The following is a 21,919-nucleotide window of genomic DNA, read 5'->3' as shown; positions in this document are numbered from 1 at the left end:
TGTATCAATCCTGCCTTGTTGTTATACGCATGCCACCACCGGGTAGTGAGATCACCTTGACCTCACCAGCATCCGCCGCTTTTTGCACTTCCGGCACAGCCTCTGTGGCTGGCGGAGTTTTGACTACAGGTCTTGCAGGTACCCAGGCAAACTTGGAGATAGCGACCACCACTTTACGGTTCTGTAGCCGCCCCTCTTCGCTACCATTGTCTGCAAAAGGAGAAAACTCACCATATGCCTCGAATGCCAAGCGCTGAGGTGCAATGCCATTGGCAATCAAACCGTTTAGCACTGCCTCAGCCCGAGCCGCAGACAGAGCCCAGTTTGAGCGATAAATTTCATTATTAATCTGTTGGTTATCGGTATAACCCCTGACCCTTACATAGTTATCGACCGGTTTGAGAATACTTGAAAGAGTATTGATAACCGGTGCTGCATTGGGCCCCATAAATGCACTTCCACTGCCAAATAACAGCCCTGAACTCAACTCGATAGTCAGCCAGTTCTCATCTTGGGTCAGTTTGACTATCCCGGACTCAACCAATGATCCCATGCTTGCCTGTAGTTGTGTACCAAGCGTCGCAAGTGTTGTGCCATTTTGCAAAATAGGGACACCGGAAATAGGTGCAAGAGAGGGAGCCGGCCCGCTTGTTCCATCAAGTATTGAAGGTGCGGAAGAGGCCGAATTTTCCAATAGCGAATTACCTTGGCCATCCAGCAAACCGTCGCTGTGCGGCTGAATAACACTGAAAGCCTGACTCATACCGTCAATGACTGCACGATACTTGTCCTTGTTAACCAAGGCTACGGAATAGAGCACCACAAACAGGGCAAAGATGAGAGTCATGTAATCGGCGTAGGAGACCAGCCAGCGATCCAGATGCTCACGCCCTTGCAAGTGCAACCGATAACGCTTACGCATGGCTACTCTCCCTTCAGATATGCCTTGAGCCGCCGTTCTACCTGCAAACCATTTTCACCATGGGCAATCGCAATGAGCCCCTCCAGCGTCATCTCCTGGAAAAGCGCAGAATGGTAATGGAAAGCCCTTAATCTATTGGCAACAGGCAGATAAATCAGGTTGGCAAACCCCACTCCATAAATGGTTGCAACAAAGGCTACCGCAATTCCCGCGCCCAGTGCTGCAGGGTCTTCGAGATGGAACATCGCCTGGATAAGCCCCATCACGGCGCCAATGATCCCGATGGTGGGACTATAACCCCCCATGGATTCAAATACCCTGGCAGCATGCTCATTACGCTCTTGCTCGATGTCGATGTCGGCCTCCAGCAACATGCGGATATCTTCTGCCGACACACCATCAACAATCATGTTCAACCCTTGGCGGGTAAATTCATCTTCCTCTTGCTCCGCCTGATCTTCCAAAGCCAGCAGCCCTTGTTGCCGGGCAAACACAGCCCAGGATTGTAAACGCTCAGCCTGAAGCATCAGCTCCTGACGTGGGGGAACAAAAATCCAGAGTGCTTGCCTGAGCGCAAGCAAGATATATCTGACGGGGGTTTGCAGAGTAACGGCACCAAAGGTGCCGCCCAATACGATCAGAAAAGCGGGGCCATCAACCAGAGTGAGCAGGGAACCGCCATGCCACAATTGGGCAATGGCAATGGCTCCCAAAGCCAGGAGCAGGCCAAACAAGCCCATGATCAGCGCCCCAACTCAACCAGAATACGCTGTGCCACTTTGTCCAAAGGAAGTGATTCACTGGCAATACCGGCCTTGGCAACCGCTTGAGGCATCCCATATACCACACAAGATGCTTCATCCTGAGCCCAGATAGTAGAGCCTTGCTCTTTCAGCAACTTGGCTCCATCTCGGCCATCAGCCCCCATGCCCGTCAAGACTATTGCAAGCACCTTGTCAGCATAGGTTTTAGCTGCAGAGGCAAAGGTAATGTCAACACAAGGCTTGTAGTTAACTTTATCATTACCATCGATTATCCGGATACGAGCACCAACGCCACGCCCTTCAAGCAACATCTGTTTGCCACCTGGCGCCAGATAGGCATGACCGGGTTTGAGCACGTCACCATCCTCAGCTTCCTTGACACCGATCTGGCACAAACCATTGAGACGAGCCGCAAATGCTGCAGTAAAGGTTGCCGGCATATGCTGGATCAGCAAAATCGGGTGAGGGAAATCACCTGGCAGCTTGGTCAACACATTTTGCAATGCAACCGGTCCCCCAGTGGAGGTACCAATAGCAACCAATTGATAAGTTTTACCACTACGCTTGAATACCGGAGCAGGTGTTATGCGCGGTGTTTCTGGCACACGCTCAGCAGTTCGCGATGCTGCTGAGGAACTCAGTGGCGATCTGGCCATCGGCTCAGGGGCTTTGGGACGAGCAGAGCTCATCAAAAAGCGCTTGCGGGAAATCTCCTTCACCCGCTGCTGCAGCAATCTGACCGCTTCATCCTTGTCTCTGGCGATGTCTTCAAACTTTTTAGGTAAGAAATCGAGGGCCCCGGCATCCAGTGCATCCAGAGTCGCCTTTGCTCCTTCATGGGTCAGAGAGGAGAACATTAAAATAGGTGTTGGACATTTGGCCATAATCTCGCGCACAGCGCTGATGCCGTCGAGCACGGGCATTTCGATGTCCATGGTGATTACATCAGGGCGCAGTGAAATCGCCTTGTCCACGGCCTCACGTCCGTTTTGAGCGGTATCAATCACTGTCAGCATGGGATCCTGACTAATGATTTCACTTACCCGACGGCGGAAGAAACTCGAATCGTCGACAACTAATACCTTGACTGCCATTGTTATTTTTCTAACTCCTTGGGCCTGAGCTATTAATGTCTACGCGCATATGCTTTGAGCAGACTCGGCACATCCAAAATCAGGGCTATTCCACCATCACTGGTAATTGTTGCACCAGCCATACCTGGCGTTCCTTGCAGCAAGCTGTCAAGTGGCTTGATAACCACCTCTTCCTGGCCAATCAGGCTATCAACAACAAAACCAATTTGCTGTGTCCCAATCTGCACAATAACCACATGACCTGTATCTTGACGGGAGCGTTTGTTGGGACCACGCACCAGCCATTTATGCAGATAAAAGAGCGGAATTGCCTTCTCACGAACAATGATGGTGAGCTGACCGTCCACCATATTGGCCTTTTTCAGATCAAGGTGGAAAATCTCATTCACACAGCCAAGTGGCAGAGCAAAAGTTTGCTCTCCCACCTCTACCATCAGGGTCGGCAAAATCGCCAGAGTCAGAGGCACCTTGATTTCAAGACGCGTCCCTTTACCCCATGTGGAATCGATGTGTACTGAGCCATTGAGGCCAACAATGCTGGTTTTCACCACATCCATACCGACACCACGGCCTGATATATCCGAAATCTCTGACTTGGTAGAAAAACCCGGAGCAAAAATCAGGTTGTAGGCATCATTGTCACTCATGCGAGCAGCAGTATCTGCATCCAGCACACCACGGCTGATTGCTATAGACTTGAGTTTTTCTGGATCCATACCTGCACCATCATCTTCGATACAGAGCAGGATATGATCACCTTGCTGAGAAGCACTCAGGGTGATTGTTCCCTGACGTGGTTTGCCCGCTTTTTCACGGATCTCGGGCAACTCAACCCCATGGTCACAGGAGTTACGAACCAAGTGAACAAGGGGGTCAGCCAATGCTTCAACCAGGTTTTTATCAAGATCGGTCTCTTCACCGACCATGACCAATTCGATTTCTTTTTTGAGAGTACGAGCCAAATCACGAACAACGCGCGGGAATCGACCAAAGACCTTCTTGATCGGCTGCATCCGGGTCTTCATGACCGCCCCTTGCAGATCCGCAGTCACAACATCCAGGTTGGCAACAGCCTTTGACATCTCTTCATCATTGCTGGCAATACCAAGACTAACCAAGCGGTTACGCACCAATACCAACTCACCCACCATATTCATGATGACATCGAGCGTCTTGGTATCCACCCGAACAGTAGTATCACTTTGTACGGCACTGTTTTCAGTCGGAGCTGGAGCTGTAGACTTAGCTGCTGCAGGCGCTGCGGGCTTGGATGGCGACTCTGCAGGTTTTGCTGAGGCACTAGTCACGGGCTTGGAAGCAGGAGTAGGCACAGCAGGTTTGGACTGAGCTGGCACCGCGGCAGGTGCGGCAGGTGCGGCAGGTGCGGCAGGTGCGGCAGGTGCGGCAGGTGCGGCAGGTGCGGCAGGTGCGGCAGGTGCGGCAGGTGCGGCAGGTGCGGCAGGTGCGGCAGGTGCGGCAGGTGCGGCAGGTGCGGCAGGTGCGGCAGGTGCGGCAGGTGCGGCAGGTGCGGCAGGTGCGGCAGGTGCGGCAGGTGCGGCAGGTGCGGCAGGTGCGGCAGGTGCGGCAGGTGCGGCAGGTGCGGCAGGTGCGGCAGGTGCGGCAGGTGCGGCAGGTGCGGCAGGTGCGGCAGGTGCGGCAGGTGCGGCAGGTGCGGCAGGTGCCATTGTACTCTGCGGCCCTTGCCCACGACCATGAAGTTCGTCAAGCAAGCGTTCGAACTCATCATCATCGATCAGCTCATCTACTTCCTTCTGCACCGACTTAAGCGGATTAACTTCTGGTGCACCTATATGTTGTCCCTGGCCATGCAGCTGATCTAACAAAGCTTCGAACTCATCATCCGTAATGTCACCGGAATCTGTGGTCACAGATGTTGAAGCCGCTTTGGTTGGGGCTCCGCCAACGCCATGCAGCTCATCCAGTAAACGTTCGAACTCGTCAGCAGAGATCTCGTCAATAGAACCACCGCCATTAACAGCTGCTGGCTCAACGCTCTCTGCTGAAATAACAGCTTCTGGCACTTCAGGCTCAGCAACGAAAACGTCTACTTGAGGGGCCACTGGTTCGGGATCGGCAGCAACATCAGAGGCAGCACTGCTGGTTGCAGTCCTCAGTTGCTCTTCACCCTCAGGCTTGCACAGCTCATGAAGGTCATGTAGAAGATCTTCTGACGCAGGACTTGGCGCTTCACGATTTTGCACTTGGGCAAACATGACGTTGATGGCGTCCAGAGCCTGCAAGATTACATCCATCAATTCTGCAGTCACTGTACGCTTGCCGTTGCGCAAGATATCAAATACGTTCTCAGCACCGTGGCATACGTCAACCAGTTCGCCCAGCGACAAGAACCCAGCCCCGCCTTTCACGGTATGAAAGCCGCGAAAAATCGCGTTCAGCAAGTTCTTGTCATCGGGCCGCTTTTCCAAGTCGACCAGTTGCTCAGACAACTGTTCCAATATTTCGGATGCTTCGACCAGAAAGTCTTGCAGTATGTCTTCATCAACTTCGAAGGCCATGCGTCACTCCATTAGAATCCCAAGCTAGACAGCAGATCGTCCACATCATCCTGACCATTGACCACATCGGCGCGGGCCTCGGGGTTCATGATGGGGCCTTCAGCTTCAATCCCGTTGACAGGAAGGCTGCGAGTTGAATGCTCTGCAGAAGCCTCACCAAACATAGTCAGCATTTCTATTAATTTTGTTTCTACTTCCTGCACAAGTTTGATGACCTTGCGGATCATCTGCCCGGTCAGATCCTGAAAATCTTGCGCCATCAGGATCTCTGTCAGCAGTTGCCGTAATTTATCGGCATCAGACTCTGAAGCCTTAATAAAATCATCGAGTTGGTGACATAGCGATTTGAATTGCCCAACATTCATGTCGCGGGACATCAAGGCATTCCAGTTAGGCATAACCAGCTGGATATTGTCATTAAGACGATCTGCAATCGGCAGACTGGCTTCTACCGCATCCATGGTGCGGTTCGCAGCCTTGTCAGTCATATCGATAACGTAGCTAAGGCGTTCCCGAGCATCAGGGATATCATGCGTAGCCAGATCGGGAATCCGCGGATCAAGGCGAAATTCTTGTAGTGAATTATGCAGTTGTCTTGTCAGCTGACCGACCTTGTCAAACAGATCGGAGGCATTGGGGGCACATACTTCGGCAAGCAGATCATCGGCCAGTTCAAATTCACCTTGCTCAAGATGAGCAACAAGCATCCTTGCCTGGTCGAGCGAAATCATTGCTCTCGTTTTGGCCATCATCCCTGCAGCTCCTTAGCCGATTCGTTCAAAAATCTTGTCCAGTTTTTCTTTGAGCGTCGCTGCAGTGAAAGGCTTGACGATGTAGCCATTAACGCCAGCCTGTGCGGCCTCAATGATCTGTTCGCGTTTGGCTTCAGCTGTCACCATCAATACCGGAAGATGTTTGAGTTTGTCATCAACCCGAATGGCCTTGAGCAGGTCAATACCTTGCATGCCGGGCATGTTCCAGTCAGTTACTACAAACTGGAAATCACCATTTTTCAGCATCGGCAATGCTGTATTGCCATCATCCGCCTCGTGGGTGTTGTTGAATCCCAAGTCGCGCAGCAAGTTCTTGATAATCCGGCGCATCGTTGAAAAGTCATCAACAATGAGGATTTTCATGTTCTTGTCCAAAATTCCCTCCTAAATAGCCGCCTCGGCGGCTCACTTACATGATGCTAAAAACGGGTTGTGTCGTGCGGATTATGCCTTAGAGTTTAGTCTCAGTGTAGCCAGTACAAACACTTATAGATGCCAATCTCGCAAACGAGCACGTAATCTGTGCATTGCCTGACTGTGAATCTGACTCACCCGTGACTCACTGACATTCAAAACCTCGCCGATTTCGCGCAAATTCAGCTCTTCATCGTAGTAAAGAGAGAGAACCAGGGCTTCCCTCTCTGGTAAGCGACCAATTTGCTCGGCTAATGCAATCTGAAATCGTTCTGCTGCCAAATCATCGAAACCTGACCCGGAGGGTGCGTCATCAGGATGACCAATCACATCCTCACTGACCCCCAGATCCTCGATCCCGATAATTTTTCCGCAAGAAACATCCTGCAGCATGACATGATAGTCAGCAATCGAGACCCCCATCTGAGCCGCGACTTCCGTATCACGCGCATCTCGACCATTGGCTTGTTCAACATTTTCGATGGCTTCAGATATTGCACGGCTGTTGCGATGCACGGAACGAGGCACCCAGTCACCACGCCTAATTTCATCAAGCATGGCACCACGAATGCGGATCCCTGCGTAAGTCTCGAAACTGGCCCCCTTGCTGCCGTCAAAGTTACGAGAGGCTTCCAGCAGCCCAATCATACCTGCCTGGATCAGGTCATCCAGCAAGACACTGCTGGGCAGACGAGCCAGCAGATGCTGGGCTATTCGCTTGACCAGCGGAGCATGTCGCTCCACCAGCACATAGGAATCCTGATGACGCAAGTACGCTTGGGCTTTATTCACGGGAACCTTCCTGTGTTGTGGCCGGCTTTTGCAGCAAATTCTCCAGGAAAAACTCCAGATGACCACCTGGCTGATTGGGAACTGGCCAGCTTGCCGCCTTGTTGGCCAGCGCACGGAACGCCAGCGCAGCAGGAGATTTGGGGAATGCTTCGACAATCAGCTTCTGTTTGCGCACTGATGCCCGCAAATTGGTGTCGTAAGGCACGCAGGCTACCAGCTCAAGAGAAGTATCCAGGAAACGATCCGTTACCCGAGTCAGCTTGGCAAAGAGCTCCTGGCCCTCACGCAGGCTGCGTACCATATTGGCAACCACCTTGAAGCGGAACACCCCGTGCTCCTTGGAGAGGATCTTGATGAGAGCGTATGCATCGGTAATGGAAGTCGGCTCATCGCACACCACAACCATGATGTCTTGCGCAGCACGGGTGAAGCTCAGCACCATGTCGGAGATACCGGCGGCGGTATCTACAAGCAAAATATCGACCTGAGTCTTCATTTCGCTAAAAGCTCGGATAAGCTCGGCATGCTGTACGGGCGAGAGCTCGACCATCGACTGGGTACCGGAAGTTGCCGGCACTATCATCATGCCATACGGCCCCTCGACAATGATGTCGTCGATAGTGCATTCACCGGCCAGTACGTGGGATAGGTTGCGGTGTACCCGCAGCCCCAGCATGACATCCACGTTTGCCAGACCGAGGTCAGCATCCAGTACCATCACCCGTTTGCCCTGCGCAGCCATGGCACCTGCCACGTTCAGAGTGACGTTGGTCTTGCCAACGCCCCCCTTGCCTCCGGAAACGGCGATTACTTTAACTCGATTGTTTTGACGCATTTTGCGCAGACCACTCGCCTGATCCATATACATGTTACTCATAAAACTCCGAATCTTCGGCCTCGCCAAAGCCTGCACCCCAGAAATAGGGCTCTTCTGTTTCTCGCTCCAGCGACCCCATGGCGGCTCCAACGAGCTGCGCCGCATTGGCAACCTGAATATCTTCCGGAACCCTTTGTCCGTCAGTGATATAGCTGATGGGCAATGAATTCTGGATACACACGTTAATCACTTCGCCCAGATTCAGACTTTCATCCAATTTGGTAAGTATGCAGCCGCTAAGCGGAATACGCCGGAAATGGTCGACCGCCTCCTGCATCACCCGACGTTGGGAGGTTGCCGACATCACCAGATAACTGCGGATCCGTACTTTGGCATTCTTGACCAAGGTATCGAGCTGCTCGGTCAAGCGAATATCCCGCTGACCGACCCCTGCCGTATCGATCAATACCAACCGACGATGGCGGAACTGATAAAGTGCACTGGCCAGTTCCTCGGCATCGCGCACCTGACGAACCGGACATCCCATGATGCGACCATAAGTCTGCAACTGCTCATGGGCCCCGATCCGGTAATTGTCAGTGGTGATCAGCGCCACCTGCTCGGCACCATATTTCATGGCAAAGCGTGCTGCCAGTTTGGCAATGGTGGTGGTCTTGCCAACCCCAGTCGGACCGAGCAGGGCTACAGCCCCGCCCTGCCGCAAAATTTCATCTTCGCTGATCTTGAGTTGAGCTGTAAGCACTTCAGCCAGTTGAGCCATTCCCTGATGGATCGACATATCTTCCGGGATCATGCCTGCCAGCTGATCGGCAAAAGCATCGTCAAACCCCATCTTCTTGAGCTCTTTGATGAGCAGCGCACGCATCGGCTCCCGGCGCTCCACTTCCTGCCACATCAGACCGGAGATCTGATGCTCCAGCAGCTTGCGGATGCTGGCCATCTCCTTGCGCATCCCCTCCATCTCCTGATCTCGTTGATTGGACTGAGGGGCACGAGGAGAAGTTGATGTGGCACGAGCCCGAGGTTTGGCTGGTTCGGGAGCGGCCCCCCACTGTCCCTGTTCGGCAAGGGTTTTCGGCGCAGAAGTCGTGGCAGCTATTGCGGCTGGCTGAGCCCCCCCCATCCCAGCACCATTGCCCGGTTGGAGTTTTTGCTGGCGAGCAAGCAAGGCTGCCAGCGTATCGGCATAGTGTTCGTTCTGGCTGGGTGCTGGTTCAGGGCGCCCCATCTGCCGCGCGGCAGACGAAATATTGACGCTCTCATCGTTCAGCTGACGGCGAACCGGCGTATCTCTCGGCCCCGGAACCTGGGATTGATAGTCAACAGCGGCGACTATCTCGACCCCTCCGGTCACCTTCTTGTTGGACATGATGACGGCATCCGGCCCGAGAGTCTCCTTGACCTCGGCCAGAGCCGTTCGCATGTCCTTGGCAAAAAACCGCTTAATCTTCACCCGTCATCTCCGCTAACTAGTTCTGTCCGACTGCACTGACGATACGAATCTGCTTGTCATCAGGCACTTCCTGATACGACAGAACGCGCAATCCTGGAATGGCATTCTTCACAAATTTGGCCAGGGTATTGCGCAAGATCCCCGATGTCAGCAGCACGGCTGGTTGACCTTCCAACTCTTGCCGTTGTGTAGCCTCTACCAGTGAGCGCTGCATCCGCTCCGCCAGGCCCGGCTCAATACCGGCACCATCACCACCACCCGCCTGCAAAGATTGATGCAATATACGTTCCAGTTCTGGTGCCAAGGTAATAACCGGTAGCTCGGGATCCGGGCCGGCAATCTCCTGCACGATCAGACGGCGCAGAGCAATCCGGCAGGCGGCAGTCAGCACTTCGGGATCCGGGCTACGGGGTGCATACTCGACCAAGGTCTGCAGGATAGTGCGCATGTCACGAATTGGCACGCCTTCATTGAGCAAATTCTGCAATACCTTCACAAGGTTACCCATGCTGATAACTTCAGGCACCAATCCTTCAACCAGTTTACTCTGGTGCTTACCGATCATGTCGAGCAGCTGTTGCACTTCATCGTGACCGAGCAGCAGTGAGGCATGGTTGGTTAGGATCTGGCTAAGGTGGGTGGCAACCACAGTCGCCGTATCCACCACCGTATAGCCCAGTGTTTGAGCATGAGAGACCTGCTCCTTGGCAACCCAGACGGCTTCCAGCCCAAAGGCTGGGTCCCGTGCAGCAATCCCCTGCACCTGACCAAAGACCTGACCCGGATTAATGGCCATTTCCTTATCATGGTAAACATTGGCCTCGCCGGTACTGACCCCCATCAAGGTGATGCGATATTGGTTGGGAGCCAGCTCCAGGTTGTCACGAATGTGCACGGCAGGGATAAGAAAACCCAGCTCTTGGGAGAGTTTCTTGCGTACCCCTTTAATCCGGTTGAGCAACTCGCCTCCCTGGCTGCGATCCACCAGCGGAATGAGCTGATAGCCCACCTCCAGACCGATGATATCGACTGGCATCACGTCGTCCCAGCTCAGCTCTTTCTGCTCGTGAGCAGGTTGGTCGGCACTTGCCGGCATCAACTCCCCTTTGGCTACCTTGGCTGCAAGCAGTTTCTCGCGGCGCAGCAACCACCAGGCTCCGACCGCAGCTACGCCACCCAGACTCAGAAATGCCACATGTGGCATACCGGGCACACTGCCCATCATCAACAAGATACCGGCAGAAATGACTAACGCCTTGGGATTATCGAACAGCTGTCCCAATACCGCAGTACCCATATCCTGATCGGTATTTTGCCGGGTGACTATGATGGCGGCTGCGATAGAGAGCAGCAGGGAGGGGATCTGGGCAACCAAGCCATCACCGATAGCCAGCAAGGTGTAAATCTGAGCCGATTCGCTGAAGGTGAGCTGGTGTTGGGCCATGCCGATGATGAAGCCCCCCAGTATGTTGATAAAGAGGATCATGATGCCCGCAATCGCATCCCCTTTAACAAATTTGGACGCGCCGTCCATGGAACCGTAGAAATCGGCCTCCTGAGTCACATCCTGGCGGCGCTTTTTGGCCTCTTCCTGATTGATTAGGCCGGCGTTCAAATCGGCGTCGATGGCCATCTGCTTGCCAGGCATCGCATCAAGAGTAAAGCGGGCGCTCACCTCGGAGATGCGCCCTGCACCCTTGGTGACCACCACAAAGTTGATGATCATCAGGATCATGAAAACGATTATGCCGACCGCGTAGTTACCGCCGATCACTACGTTACCGAAGGCCTCAATTACATGTCCCGCAGCAGCGCTGCCGTTGTGGCCTTCCAGCAAAACAACTCGGGTAGAAGCAACGTTAAGCGCCAGACGAAGCAGAGTCGCGATAAGCAGTACGGTAGGAAAAGCGGCAAATTCGAGAGGGCGACGGGTGTAGACGGCAACCAGCAGCACCACGATGGAGAGCGCGATGTTGAAGGAGAAGAGGATATCCAGCATCAGAGGCGGAATGGGCAGAACCACCATTCCCATAGACGCCAGTACCAGCAGCGGGGTACCGACCCCTTTGCCAAGCAGCCATCTGTACTCTTTTAACCGGCCCAATGTTGCCTTGAATTCCATCGCTTTTCTCGATCTTTACTCGCTGGTTCCAGATTAAAGCAAACATCAAGCCAAGAATTCAATTTATTGATTTTTAATCATTTTATTTTGACTGTGTCAGAACTTTGTCATTTGCGATATTCAGGCGGAATAGGAAGATCTTTAGCCAGCGGCTGCGGGCGACGTCCATGTCCACGGCGGAACTTCTTGAGCTGGAACACATAGGCCAGCACCTGGGCCACGGCAGCAAATAGCCCTTCCGGTATTTCTCTACCCAGCTCGGTGGAGTGATAGATGGCGCGGGTCAACTCGGGAGAGGGCATGATGGGAATATTGTATTCACGGGCGATCTCCCTGATCTTCATCGCCACCTCGTCAGTCCCCTTGGCGATAACCTTGGGTGCGGCACCAGGCTTGCCCGCCTCATATTTGAGGGCAACAGAGTAATGGGTCGGGTTGGTGATAACCACATCCGCCTTGGGCACTTCCCCCATCATCCGGCGCGCAGCCATCTCCATTTGTAGACGACGGATCCGCCCTTTGACCTCTGGCTTACCTTCGCTATCCCTGAATTCGTCTTTTATCTCCTGCTTAGTCATCTTGAGCTGACGCATGTGATTCCACTGCTGGAACGGCACGTCTATGGCCACAATAGGGATAAGGGCACAACAGAGGATGATCAGCATCCAGAGAAAGAGTTCTAGCGCATCAATGATGCCACCGGGGTATCCCTCCATCGAGAGATTGAGCAGATGGTTAAACTGGCTGGAAAGCATCCACCATGCAAACAGGGAAATAAACACAACCTTGGCAATCGACTTGACCAGCTCGACCAACGATTGCACCCCGAACATCCGCTTCAACCCGTTGAGCGGGCTCAGCTTGCTGAACTTGGGCATCATGGCTTCGGTGGAGAAGTTCATCCCCCCCATCAGGGTATTGCCGATAAAAGCGGCAATGGTAACCAGCGCAAAAAGCAGACCCAGCGGAAGGATCAATTCCCCAAGCAGCGCTGGAACCATGGCGATCATGGCGTTGGGGTCGAAGGCCTGCTCCCTGTCCAGAGTAAAACCGGTCGTCAACACTTTGATCATGGCACTGGCGAGCGACCCCTTGAGCATCAGCAGCCCGAACACGGCTGAAAGCAAGACACTGGCGGTACCCAGCTCCTTTGAACGCGCAATCTGCCCTTTTTCACGGGCTTGTTGCAGTCGTTTGCCCGTGGGTTGTTCGGTACGTTCCTGATCGGTATCAGCCATGGGCGCCCCCCAAACACTGGGTGTCAATCAGCTCGCAGCTGACCTCCTGCACCCGCTCCCACAGACTATCAAAATGGCCGAGAAAACCACCGATAGTGAGCCAGAGGATGAGCAGACCCGACATCATGCTGACGGCAAAACCGATACTGAAAATATTGAGCTGAGGAGCAGCCCGGGTCATCACGCCAAAAGCGAAGTTGATAAGCAGCAGCGCCACTATGGCAGAGAGCGACATAACCAGCGCAGCCTGATACATAACCCCCAGGAATTTGCTCAAGGTTTGCATGGAGGAAACCGAAAGACCGCTATCGGAGACGGGGAGTGTCTCAAAGCTGAGGATGACCAGTCGCAGCATCACCAAATGACCATCGAGCGCCAGAAAAACCAGCGTCGCCAGCATCAGATAAAACTGGCCGACTACAGGTGTAGCCTGACCATTCATGGGGTCAACCAAGGTGGCAAAACCCAGACTGGTCTGCATGGCGATTACCTGACCCGCCATTACGAAGCTCTCCATCAGAAACTGGGTCATCAGTCCCAGCGCAATGCCTATAAGCAACTGCTGGGCCAATACCAGAAAACTGCCGACGGAAAAAAGCTCGATGGGTGGCATCTTGGGTAAAAGAGGCGCAATCAGAAAGGTAATGGCAAGGGCCAAGCCAATCCGGATCCGGGCCGGGGCAAGGCGGCTGCCAAATACCGCCATCACCATCAGCAGGCTACTCACCCGAGCCAGTGGCCAGAGGATGGAAGACAACCACTCCATGATAAGAGCGGTTGTGTAGGTCATCCCACCACCTCGGGGATCTGGCTCACCATTAGCTGAAAGAAGTCCATCAAACTCTGCAAGCCCCAGTGAGCACCAACCCCCAAAGCTAAAAGCGTCACAATCAGACGAGGCAGAAAGCTCAAGGTCTGTTCGTTGATGGAAGTGGCCGCCTGAAAAATAGCTACCAGCAAGCCAACGAAGAGGCTGGGCAGTATCACGGCACAGACCATGATTGTGACTAACCAGAGCGCCTCGCGAAATACGTCGACAAAGGTTTCAGGGCTCATACTGCCTGCTCCTTCGGCCCGGCTTAGCCGGTACCCAGTCCGAAACTGTTGGCCAGAGAACCCAGAATCAGGTTCCAGCCATCCACCATGACAAACAGCATCAGCTTGAATGGCAGTGAAACGATCATCGGCGAGAGCATCATCATCCCCATCGCCATCAAGATACTCGCCACCACCAGGTCGATAACCAGAAACGGCAGAAACAGCATGAAGCCAATCTGAAAGGCAGTTTTCAGCTCACTAGTCACAAAAGCCGGGATCAACACCCGCAGCGGCACATCGGCAGGTTTCTCCACCTGTACGTTGGCGATCTCCATAAAGGTATTGAGATCCTTGATGCGAGTTTGCGCCAGCATGAATTGATGGATAGGTAATTCGGCCCGCTCCAGTGCCTCTTTAGCCTGAATGGTCTCTGCCAGATAGGGCTGCAACGCTTCATTGTTGATGCGGTCTAGTACTGGCGACATGATGAAAAACGACATGAAGAGAGCAATGCCGATCAGCACCTGGTTGGAGGGGCTCTGCTGTAGCCCGATCGCCTGCCGCAAAATTCCCAGCACAATGATGATGCGGGTAAACGACGTCATCATGATCACCATGGAGGGCAAAAACGAGAGCGCCGTCATCAACGCCAGTACTTGCAGGGTCAGGCTGTACTCCTGACTACCATCAGCCATGGTTTTGACGGTCACAGCCGACATGGCATCCTGTGCCACGGCCAGCGAGGAGAATAGCAGCGGGGTCAGCAGGCTGGTCGACAGCCAGATCCAGTTAGCTTTTTTCATGCTTGCCCATCAATTTGCCAAGCTGCTGGGAGAAAACCTGAGGCTGATTTTCATCGAGCGGCTCTTCCAGGCGATAGAGGAAGTTGACCTGCTGTGGCGTGACCCCGACCAGCAACTGCTGTTCACCTACTTTGACCACCAGCAACTTCTCTTTGTAGCCCACCGGCAGGCTGGCGATCACCCTCATCTGGCCGCCTCCCATGGCGGTGGCAATCTTGCTCTTCTTGAGCAGAAAACCCAGAACCAGAATAAGACCGATCACCATCAGGCTGGAGAGCAACCAAGAGCTCAGGCTGGGGGCATTGACTGCCGCCCCGACATCAGCAAGTGCCGGCAAGGGCAGCAGTAGTAACAGCAGCATTCGCATCATTTGAGTTTCTTGATCCGCTCAATCTGGCTGATGACATCGGTCAGACGGATACCGAACTTGTCGTTTACCACTACAACCTCGCCGTGGGCGATCAGGGTGCCGTTGACCAGCACATCCAGCGGCTCACCGGCCACCCGATCCAGCTCCACGACGGAACCCTGGTTCAGTTGCAGCAGATTGCGGATGCTGATCTGGCTGCGGCCCACTTCCATGGCGATGGTGACAGGAATATCCAGAATGGTATCGAGCTTGCGGCGCTCCTCGGCACTGATAGGAGCGTCATCTTTCAACTCTTCCAGCGGGGCTGGCTTGGCTTCCGCCGTCACCTGCTCTTCCAGGGCGGCAGCCCATGCGTCCGCCATCAGATCCTCTTCCTCAGTTCCGCTCATCTTGCTTCCTTATCGCTACTTCATGACCGTTTATCGCAATAAACCGTCGATTATCTCTGTTGATCCTCGATGCTGCGCTCCAGCTCTTCCAGCTCGGCCTCGCCATCGATACGTACACCGCCCCGGGTCACCAGATGCATCTCGGTCTTGACCCCTTCCGGGCGCTTGAGTTTGTCGGTGATTTTGAGGGCGACATTATCCTTGGTGCGCCCCATCTTGGCGTGGAAAGTCGGCAGATCTTCCACGAAAACCAGCAGATTTTCAGGCATCTCGACCGGGATGATATCGCCAGGTTGCAGCTCCATCAGCTCGCGCAGGGTGAGCTCGGTCTCCAGCAGTTTGGCCCGCAGCTCGACCTTGACGTCCATGATCTCATCGCGCAGCGCCTTGCTCCAGCGCACATCGGTATCACCCTTGTCACTCTGTACACCGGCATCCAGCAGTTCGCGAATGGGCTCCAGCATGGAGTAAGGCATGGCCACATGGAAGTCACCACCACCACCATCCAGTTCGATGTGGAACGAGCTGACCACGATCACTTCAGTCGGGCTGACAATGTTAGCCATTGCCGGGTTCACTTCGGAGTCGAGATACTCGAAGCCCACATCCATCACCGGAGCCCAGGCATCCTTGTAATCTTCAAACACCAGCTTGAGCAGCATCTGGATGATGCGTCGCTCGGTGGGGGTAAATTCACGCCCTTCAATTTTGGCGTGGTAGCGACCGTCGCCACCAAAAAAGTTCTCCACCAGGATGAAGACCAGCCGAGCCTCCATGGTGATTAGCGCAGTCCCTTTCAAAGGGCGGAAACGCACCATGTTGAGACTGGTTGGCACAAACAGGGTATGAACATACTCGCCAAACTTGAGCATCTGTACGCCGTTGATGGATACCTCGGCAGTACGGCGCATCATGTTGAACAGACTGATCCGCATGTGGCGGGCAAAACGCTCGTTCACCAGCTCCAGTGTCGGCATGCGGCCACGGACGATGCGGTCCTGGGAGGAGAAGTCAAACTGGGCTACGCCGGGATCCCCCGCCGAGCCTATCTCCTCCTCTTCGACATCATCGACACCGTGCAAGAGGGCATCAATTTCGTCCTGACTTAACAGATCGCTCACGCTTCACCTACTGCATTACAAAGCCGGTAAACAGCACTTGTTCGATAACGGGGGAAGAGACCAGATCCTTGAGCACCCGGCGACACTCTTCCAGTGAATCCTTGCGCAGCTTCTCCTTGCCTTCGAAGGTCATCAGCTGTTCGGCCGTTGCTGCGCTGAACACCCGCAGCAAGGTGCCTTCAATCAGGGGGATATTCTGCTTGGCCAGCGTCTCATCGGCGGTGCCGCGCACCTGCAGCTGGATTTTGATCTGCACCAGACGATCTCGCTGCACGCCAGCTACGTTGAAGACAAAGGGACGCGGCATCGATACATAAAGTGAAGGCTGGGGCGCCTCCTCCTTGGGTTTGGCCTCTTTCCCCTCGGCAGCTTCGGCGGCCGGTTTCTCCGAGCCGGAGAGCATCAGAAAGGCGCCAGCACCGCCACCACCCAGCAGGATAACGGCAAGGGCGATGATAATGATCAGCTTCTTTTTCTTGCCCGCGGCCGGGTCTTTCAGGGTTAATTCGTTATCGTCTGCCATCCCTTGTCCACCCTCATATCAAACTTGTTCGATATCATAAACTTACTCGGGATTGCATCAAGCATAGAAATCAATTCCGGAACCGTTTGTCGATTCCACCAGCACATTGAGGGTAGATGTAGTCACATCTCCCGTCTCCTGCCCTCTGCCGGAGCCTGACTGACCACCACTCTGTCCTTGCTGACCCTGACCGCCAGAGGTTGCCTGACCTTGCTGTTGCTGCTGTTGTGACTGATGCTGCACCTGGGTTTGACCAAGCTGGATCCCCTGCCCCGCCAGCATGTCGCGCAGACGCGGCATCGCCTGCTCCAGCATCTCACGAGTCTGTCCATGTTGTACCACGAAATGGACGCTGGCCTGACTGGAAGCATCGATCTGGATCTGGATTTTCATCTTGCCAAGGCCGATGGGGTCGAGCTGGATCTCAGCCTGCTGCAGCTTGTCCGCCAGCATCAGGTTGACCTTCTGGTGCAACTCGGCAGGGGCTTCCTGGCCAGCCAGCTTGAGGTGAGGCAAATTCTGCGGCTCGCGGCGCTGTGCGCCCTCGGCGGCTGACGGGGTACGGTTTTCGGCAACCTGCACCTGCGGCTGGCTGTTCTGGCTATGTTGCACCGACTGACTCTGGCTGCTTTCGCTAGCCGCCTCGGTCACCACCACACTTTGGTTGGCACTATCCACTTTGGGTTTTACATCGAGTTGGGCTGATTTGCGAAGCGGAGTCGCTCCAGCCGCCTCCATCTGCTGAATGCCTGCGGAGATAGTCGACAAGGGGGCCTGTGGCCCTTGCGATTCAACCTGCGCCAACACCTGCTGTGGCGCAGCCATCACGGGTTCCGCGCTGGCAGGAGCAGGTGCCTGAGCGCTCTGGGTCGTGACAGAGACGGGAGCACTTGCAGCCCCTTCGCGAGCACTCTGGGCTGTCGACGCCGGATTGCTATCTGCCGTTGTCTGCTGCCCGGCGCTCTTGCCATCCCCTTGTGCGCCACCTTGTGACCCATTCTGAGCCGTACCATCGGCTTGCTTGAGCCCTTCGTGGAAGGTCTTGAGCGCCTCGCTCTGCCCCTGAGCCGGGGTCGTCTGTGCAGCTTGTCCCTTGTTCAGCAGCACAGCACTATCCATTTCACTGTCGGGCCCGAGTTGCGAACCAGAAGCCGTCTCAGGCTTGCTAACCGGGACAGACTCGCCAGTTGGCATCAGTTTGGCCAACTGGGCAACACGTTCGGCTCCGGAGAGAGGTTTATCCCCCTTGGCGGCAGGTACTGGTTCCCCCTGCCCCTTGAGTTCAGTTTCTCCCTTAAGTGTGCTGGCGCTCTGCCCTTCACCGGTCTTCTCAACTACCTCTTCTTCAACTACAACCTGAGAGGATTCACTATTCTGAGCGGTGGACACAGCTTGTGCGGACGCCGCAGCAAGCTTCTCCAGCATGGTTCCAGCGGCTACCGAGGACGGCAGCGCCGGCTTGTCAGTCGCGCTCGGTTTGACATCATCACCAGCCTCAAGCTCATGCTGCTCACCTTCTTGCGGCAACAGATTGCCGTCAGCAGGAGCCGCGGCAACAACGGCAGGCGTTACCAAAGAGGTGTCGAGTTTGAGGGAGTCTTGCAGACGCAGCAGAAAATCGTTGGGAGGCAGCTCGTCCCCCTTCTTCTCGCCATCTTCTTTGATGCTGCTATCGCTTTCTGTCGCCAAAGATTTGGCTGATCGGTCGCTGCTGCCGGATTTGTTGACGGCACTCTCTGCTGCTCCCTTCTCTGCGGACCCTTTATCTGCTGGCCCCTTATCCTTGCTCTGCGCCTTTGCAATCAGAGAGGCGAAGTCCCCCTTGCTGTCGAGGGCTCCGGCGCTATCCATATTTGCAGTTTCGGGTGTACCGTTCAGGGCGGCTTTGTCCAACCCGTTCGTCTGAGCCGAAGGCGCTTGTGTCAACACTGTCTGCATCATGATGGAGTCCCTGAATTATGGAGGTTCCCTGCGGGATGACCTCCGGCCATGTTCAGTTCAAAGCAAGTTACAGGCCAGATTGATGGAAGCGCCGCAAGATAGCGTACTCATCCAGCATCTTCTGCTCCTGACGCTGGGCCTTCTGCTGTTCGCGGCTTGCCTGTTTTTCCAGCAGCAACTCCACCGCCTTGCGCCGCTGCTGAGCTGCCAGCCACTCTTCGCGGCGCTGCTCCAACGCCTGCCGCACCTGCAACACCCCTTCGTACTGCTGGGTTGCCGCCTGCTCGAGCTTGTTGATAAAGGCGTGATACTGGGCGTTCTGCTGCGGAGAGATCCCCTGCAAGCCACGATCGGTCCACTGCTGGTGATAGATCTGGCGATACTGGTTGAGGGCATTCTGCTGCTCCATGAACAGCTTGAGATCCTGCTGGGCCTTCGCCAGCGCGAGCGCACACTGCTGCTCCGCCTCCACCAGCCGTTCCGACAACAATATCAACCCTTTACTCATGGATCTGCTCCAGCATCCAGCGACTCATCAACGCATCAGTGGCATCGCCACCATCTGCAAGGCCTGCAGGCCATCGTCATAAGGGATAACCTCGCGCATCCCCTGCTGCAAGAACTGGTCCAGATAGGGTTTCTGGATGATGGCACGGTCGATACGGGGATCAGAGCCCTGGCTGTAGGCACCGATGGTGATTAGGTCCCGGTTCTGCTGATAGAGGGAGTAGAACTGCTTGAGGGTACGCGCCAGATCCATGTGTTCCGGCGAAGTCACCATGGGCATGACCCGGCTGATGGACTTCTCGATGTCGATGGCGGGATAGTGGCCCGCATCAGCCAGCTCGCGTGACAGCACGATGTGGCCATCGAGGATCGCCCGCGCAGCGTCGGCGATGGGATCCTGCAGATCGTCCCCCTCGGTCAGTACGGTGAAAAAAGCTGTGATGGATCCCTGCCCATCGCTGCCGTTACCGGCCCGCTCAACCAGCGCCGGCAATTTGGCAAACACCGAGGGCGGATAACCCTTGGTAGCCGGCGGCTCGCCCACGGCCAGCGCAATCTCGCGCTGTGCCTGGGCATAACGAGTAAGAGAGTCCATCAAGAGCAGCACGTTGAGCCCCTGATCGCGGAAATACTCGGCGATGGCCAGCGCGGTTTCGCACCCCTTGAGACGCATCAGCGGTGAAGCATCGGCGGGAGCTGCCACCACCACGGAGCGGGCACGCCCCTCCTCGCCCAGGATATCCTCGATGAACTCCTTCACCTCGCGGCCCCGTTCGCCGATAAGCCCTACCACGACCACATCGGCTACCGAGCCGCGGGTCATCATGCCGAGCAGCACGGATTTACCAACGCCGGAGCCGGCAAACAGCCCCATCCGCTGGCCCTGACCGACGGTCAGCACCGCATTGATGGCGCGCACCCCGACATCCATCGGCTGATGAATGGGGCGACGCGCAAGCGGATTGATACGGTGCTGGGCAAACTGCACCGTCTGGGAGGAGAGAAGGGGGCCGAGGCCATCCAGCGGCTGACCGATACCGTCGATCACCCGACCGAGAAGATTCATGCCGACCGGAATACCGTGTTCTTCGGTGATGGGCACCACCCGGGCACCGGGAATGACCCCTTTGAGCTGCTCGCTCGGCATCAGATAGAGGCGATCGCCAGAGAAGCCGACCACTTCAGCCTCCAGCGTCCCATCAAGGGTATCGATACGGCAGAGCGCGCCGATGGCGGCACGGCAACCGATGGCTTCGAGGGTCAACCCCACCACCCGGGTTAATTTGCCGGCAACCGGTGGTTTGGGGGCGCTATCGCGCACCTTGTACCCTTGCAACCGGTTCAGTAGCGAGCCGCTCATCTGGCCTCCTGATCTAGAAAACAGTCAACCGGACAGCAGTGTCCGGCGTTGATTACGGGTGCGGATCCGGCGAGGAGTTATTGGGTGTCGCGTTGTCTCGCAAGAAGTTGCGCAGCAGCTGATCAATGCGTCCGGAAAGGGTCAGGTCGATACTGGAGAGCTCGGTCGCCAGTTGCAGATCGCCGGGAGAGAGGGTGGGATCGCTCTGCAGCCGCCACTGGCGCTTGACGCACTCCTCGGCACCGAACGCCTGTTCGACCCGGGCAATATCGTCGGGATGCAGCATCAGCGTCACCCCCTGTTCGGCGGCAGGCAGCAGGGCAATCCCCTGCTTGAGCGCCTCCAGCAAAATACGGGGAGAGGTTTCGGCCTCATGGCGGATGAGGGCCCGAGCCAGTTGCAACACCAGCGAGAGCAGCTGCTGCTCCACCGCCTGATCCAGTTCGTTGAGAGGATTGGCCAACCGGGCTACCAGTGCTTGCCAGTGAGCTATCTCCTGCTCCACCAGCTCGCGCCCCATGGCCAGCCCCTCTTCGCGCCCCTGCTCGAGACCGGCAGAGTGGCCCTGTTGCAACCCTTCCAGCTTGCCCTCTTCCAGCCCCTTGGCAAAACCGGCCTCACGCCCTTCAGCCATCCCCTCTTCCCAGGCAGCCTGGCGGATTGCCTCCAGCTCCTCGGCAGTGATGGAGGGGGTTGGCTCCTGCTCGGGTTCCGGCTCGACGACCTCTTCTTCCTGCTGATACCAGTCGGGGGCCAGGCCGAGAGCGTTGGTCTCGACCTCGGCCTCGACCTCCATCTCGGGCCAACCCCAGGTTTCGATCCGGGCATCGTCCCCGTCAGGCCGCACATAGCCACGCAGTTTGTTGTTCATGGATTAGCGCAGCTCCTCGCCACCGCCGGATACAGTCCCGGCGCAACCG

22 protein-coding genes are annotated in these 21,919 nt (G+C 55.5%); all 22 read right to left on the bottom strand.

All coding sequences use genetic code 11. From position 1 onward, the window contains the following. Positions 1–4 precede the first annotated feature (4 nt). The 22 genes from BS300_RS03360 to fliH all read right to left on the bottom strand — a co-directional run bounded on the left by BS300_RS03360 (position 5) and on the right by fliH (position 21,870). The gene (locus tag BS300_RS03360) at positions 5–922 is read right to left on the bottom strand and encodes a flagellar motor protein MotB (RefSeq protein WP_071910779.1); all 918 of its coding nucleotides are present in this window, start codon (positions 920–922) and stop codon (positions 5–7) included. A 2-nt stretch (positions 923–924) separates the two neighbouring features. Further along, positions 925–1,662, bottom strand: coding sequence for a flagellar motor protein (locus BS300_RS03355; RefSeq protein WP_071910777.1), 738 nt, complete (start codon positions 1,660–1,662; stop codon positions 925–927). 2 nt (positions 1,663–1,664) lie between these two features. Then, positions 1,665–2,780: a chemotaxis response regulator protein-glutamate methylesterase gene (locus BS300_RS03350; protein ID WP_071910775.1), complete on the bottom strand. Its 1,116-nt coding sequence runs from the start codon at positions 2,778–2,780 to the stop codon at positions 1,665–1,667. Between the two features lie 32 nt (positions 2,781–2,812). Then, complete coding sequence (locus tag BS300_RS21345) at positions 2,813–5,317, bottom strand: chemotaxis protein CheA (RefSeq protein WP_083593355.1); 2,505 nt, start codon at positions 5,315–5,317, stop codon at positions 2,813–2,815. 11 nt (positions 5,318–5,328) lie between these two features. After that, positions 5,329–6,069: a protein phosphatase CheZ gene (locus BS300_RS03330; protein WP_033114448.1), complete on the bottom strand. Its 741-nt coding sequence runs from the start codon at positions 6,067–6,069 to the stop codon at positions 5,329–5,331. 12 nt (positions 6,070–6,081) lie between these two features. After that, positions 6,082–6,465: a chemotaxis response regulator CheY gene (gene cheY, locus BS300_RS03325; protein WP_010634617.1), complete on the bottom strand. Its 384-nt coding sequence runs from the start codon at positions 6,463–6,465 to the stop codon at positions 6,082–6,084. A 111-nt stretch (positions 6,466–6,576) separates the two neighbouring features. Next, positions 6,577–7,296, bottom strand: coding sequence for an RNA polymerase sigma factor FliA (locus BS300_RS03320; protein WP_041208910.1), 720 nt, complete (start codon positions 7,294–7,296; stop codon positions 6,577–6,579). Next, positions 7,289–8,164 (bottom strand): MinD/ParA family protein, encoded by an 876-nt coding sequence (locus tag BS300_RS03315; protein ID WP_033114450.1) that lies wholly within the window; start codon positions 8,162–8,164, stop codon positions 7,289–7,291. The genes BS300_RS03320 and BS300_RS03315 overlap by 8 nt, the downstream gene beginning before the upstream one ends. Position 8,165: 1 nt before the next feature. After that, a complete protein-coding gene (flhF, locus tag BS300_RS03310) occupies positions 8,166–9,587 on the bottom strand; it encodes a flagellar biosynthesis protein FlhF (RefSeq protein WP_071910771.1) in 1,422 nt (473 codons plus the stop codon). A 16-nt stretch (positions 9,588–9,603) separates the two neighbouring features. Continuing rightward, entirely contained in the window at positions 9,604–11,709 is a 2,106-nt protein-coding gene (gene flhA, locus BS300_RS03305; RefSeq protein ID WP_071910769.1) for a flagellar biosynthesis protein FlhA, read from the bottom strand. Positions 11,710–11,816: 107 nt separating this feature from the next. Next, complete coding sequence (gene flhB / locus BS300_RS03300; protein WP_071910766.1) at positions 11,817–12,947, bottom strand: flagellar biosynthesis protein FlhB; 1,131 nt, start codon at positions 12,945–12,947, stop codon at positions 11,817–11,819. Further along, positions 12,940–13,737: a flagellar biosynthetic protein FliR gene (gene fliR, locus BS300_RS03295; RefSeq protein ID WP_041208914.1), complete on the bottom strand. Its 798-nt coding sequence runs from the start codon at positions 13,735–13,737 to the stop codon at positions 12,940–12,942. Before fliR ends, flhB begins: the two co-directional genes overlap by 8 nt. After that, positions 13,734–14,003, bottom strand: coding sequence for a flagellar biosynthesis protein FliQ (gene fliQ, locus BS300_RS03290; protein ID WP_041208915.1), 270 nt, complete (start codon positions 14,001–14,003; stop codon positions 13,734–13,736). The genes fliR and fliQ overlap by 4 nt, the downstream gene beginning before the upstream one ends. A gap of 23 nt (positions 14,004–14,026) precedes the next feature. Beyond that, on the bottom strand, positions 14,027–14,788 hold the full coding sequence (gene fliP, locus BS300_RS03285; RefSeq protein WP_071910763.1) for a flagellar type III secretion system pore protein FliP: 762 nt from the start codon (positions 14,786–14,788) through the stop codon (positions 14,027–14,029). Next, positions 14,775–15,158, bottom strand: coding sequence for a flagellar biosynthetic protein FliO (gene fliO / locus BS300_RS03280; protein WP_043849985.1), 384 nt, complete (start codon positions 15,156–15,158; stop codon positions 14,775–14,777). The genes fliP and fliO overlap by 14 nt, the downstream gene beginning before the upstream one ends. Further along, positions 15,155–15,547 (bottom strand): flagellar motor switch protein FliN, encoded by a 393-nt coding sequence (gene fliN / locus BS300_RS03275; RefSeq protein ID WP_005298791.1) that lies wholly within the window; start codon positions 15,545–15,547, stop codon positions 15,155–15,157. Before fliN ends, fliO begins: the two co-directional genes overlap by 4 nt. Positions 15,548–15,597: 50 nt before the next feature. Beyond that, on the bottom strand, positions 15,598–16,668 hold the full coding sequence (gene fliM / locus BS300_RS03270) for a flagellar motor switch protein FliM (RefSeq protein ID WP_041208918.1): 1,071 nt from the start codon (positions 16,666–16,668) through the stop codon (positions 15,598–15,600). Between the two features lie 7 nt (positions 16,669–16,675). Next, positions 16,676–17,191, bottom strand: a complete 516-nt coding sequence (fliL, locus tag BS300_RS03265; RefSeq protein ID WP_041208919.1) for a flagellar basal body-associated protein FliL — start codon at positions 17,189–17,191, stop codon at positions 16,676–16,678. Positions 17,192–17,248: 57 nt separating this feature from the next. Continuing rightward, positions 17,249–19,042 (bottom strand): flagellar hook-length control protein FliK, encoded by a 1,794-nt coding sequence (locus tag BS300_RS03260; protein WP_239693792.1) that lies wholly within the window; start codon positions 19,040–19,042, stop codon positions 17,249–17,251. A 157-nt stretch (positions 19,043–19,199) separates the two neighbouring features. Continuing rightward, positions 19,200–19,640: a flagellar export protein FliJ gene (gene fliJ, locus BS300_RS03255; protein ID WP_033114462.1), complete on the bottom strand. Its 441-nt coding sequence runs from the start codon at positions 19,638–19,640 to the stop codon at positions 19,200–19,202. Between the two features lie 27 nt (positions 19,641–19,667). Continuing rightward, complete coding sequence (gene fliI / locus BS300_RS03250; RefSeq protein WP_041208921.1) at positions 19,668–20,999, bottom strand: flagellar protein export ATPase FliI; 1,332 nt, start codon at positions 20,997–20,999, stop codon at positions 19,668–19,670. A gap of 52 nt (positions 21,000–21,051) precedes the next feature. Beyond that, entirely contained in the window at positions 21,052–21,870 is an 819-nt protein-coding gene (gene fliH / locus BS300_RS03245) for a flagellar assembly protein FliH (RefSeq protein WP_071910759.1), read from the bottom strand. Positions 21,871–21,919: the final 49 nt, after the last annotated feature.

This window comes from Aeromonas sp. SCS5 (genome assembly GCF_001887375.1).
Lineage (GTDB): Bacteria > Pseudomonadota > Gammaproteobacteria > Enterobacterales > Aeromonadaceae > Aeromonas > Aeromonas jandaei.
The sequence above is the reverse complement of the archived record's forward strand: the minus strand, read 5'-3'. Positions and strand labels throughout refer to the sequence as shown.

Bases quoted from the DNA above. Each gene is read 5' to 3' on its own strand.
- BS300_RS03360 (WP_071910779.1), bottom strand. From the start codon at position 922: ATGCGTAAGCGTTATCGGTTGCACTTGCAAGGGCGTGAGCATCTGGAT.
- BS300_RS03355 (WP_071910777.1), bottom strand. From the start codon at position 1,662: ATGGGCTTGTTTGGCCTGCTCCTGGCTTTGGGAGCCATTGCCATTGCC.
- BS300_RS03350 (WP_071910775.1), bottom strand. From the start codon at position 2,780: ATGGCAGTCAAGGTATTAGTTGTCGACGATTCGAGTTTCTTCCGCCGT.
- BS300_RS21345 (WP_083593355.1), bottom strand. From the start codon at position 5,317: ATGGCCTTCGAAGTTGATGAAGACATACTGCAAGACTTTCTGGTCGAA.
- BS300_RS03330 (WP_033114448.1), bottom strand. From the start codon at position 6,069: ATGATGGCCAAAACGAGAGCAATGATTTCGCTCGACCAGGCAAGGATG.
- BS300_RS03315 (WP_033114450.1), bottom strand. From the start codon at position 8,164: ATGTATATGGATCAGGCGAGTGGTCTGCGCAAAATGCGTCAAAACAAT.
- flhA (WP_071910769.1), bottom strand. From the start codon at position 11,709: ATGGAATTCAAGGCAACATTGGGCCGGTTAAAAGAGTACAGATGGCTG.
- flhB (WP_071910766.1), bottom strand. From the start codon at position 12,947: ATGGCTGATACCGATCAGGAACGTACCGAACAACCCACGGGCAAACGA.
- fliR (WP_041208914.1), bottom strand. From the start codon at position 13,737: ATGACCTACACAACCGCTCTTATCATGGAGTGGTTGTCTTCCATCCTC.
- fliQ (WP_041208915.1), bottom strand. From the start codon at position 14,003: ATGAGCCCTGAAACCTTTGTCGACGTATTTCGCGAGGCGCTCTGGTTA.
- fliP (WP_071910763.1), bottom strand. From the start codon at position 14,788: ATGAAAAAAGCTAACTGGATCTGGCTGTCGACCAGCCTGCTGACCCCG.
- fliO (WP_043849985.1), bottom strand. From the start codon at position 15,158: ATGATGCGAATGCTGCTGTTACTACTGCTGCCCTTGCCGGCACTTGCT.
- fliN (WP_005298791.1), bottom strand. From the start codon at position 15,547: ATGAGCGGAACTGAGGAAGAGGATCTGATGGCGGACGCATGGGCTGCC.
- fliL (WP_041208919.1), bottom strand. From the start codon at position 17,191: ATGGCAGACGATAACGAATTAACCCTGAAAGACCCGGCCGCGGGCAAG.
- BS300_RS03260 (WP_239693792.1), bottom strand. From the start codon at position 19,042: ATGGATAGCGCCGGAGCCCTCGACAGCAAGGGGGACTTCGCCTCTCTG.
- fliJ (WP_033114462.1), bottom strand. From the start codon at position 19,640: ATGAGTAAAGGGTTGATATTGTTGTCGGAACGGCTGGTGGAGGCGGAG.
- fliI (WP_041208921.1), bottom strand. From the start codon at position 20,999: ATGAGCGGCTCGCTACTGAACCGGTTGCAAGGGTACAAGGTGCGCGAT.
- fliH (WP_071910759.1), bottom strand. From the start codon at position 21,870: ATGAACAACAAACTGCGTGGCTATGTGCGGCCTGACGGGGACGATGCC.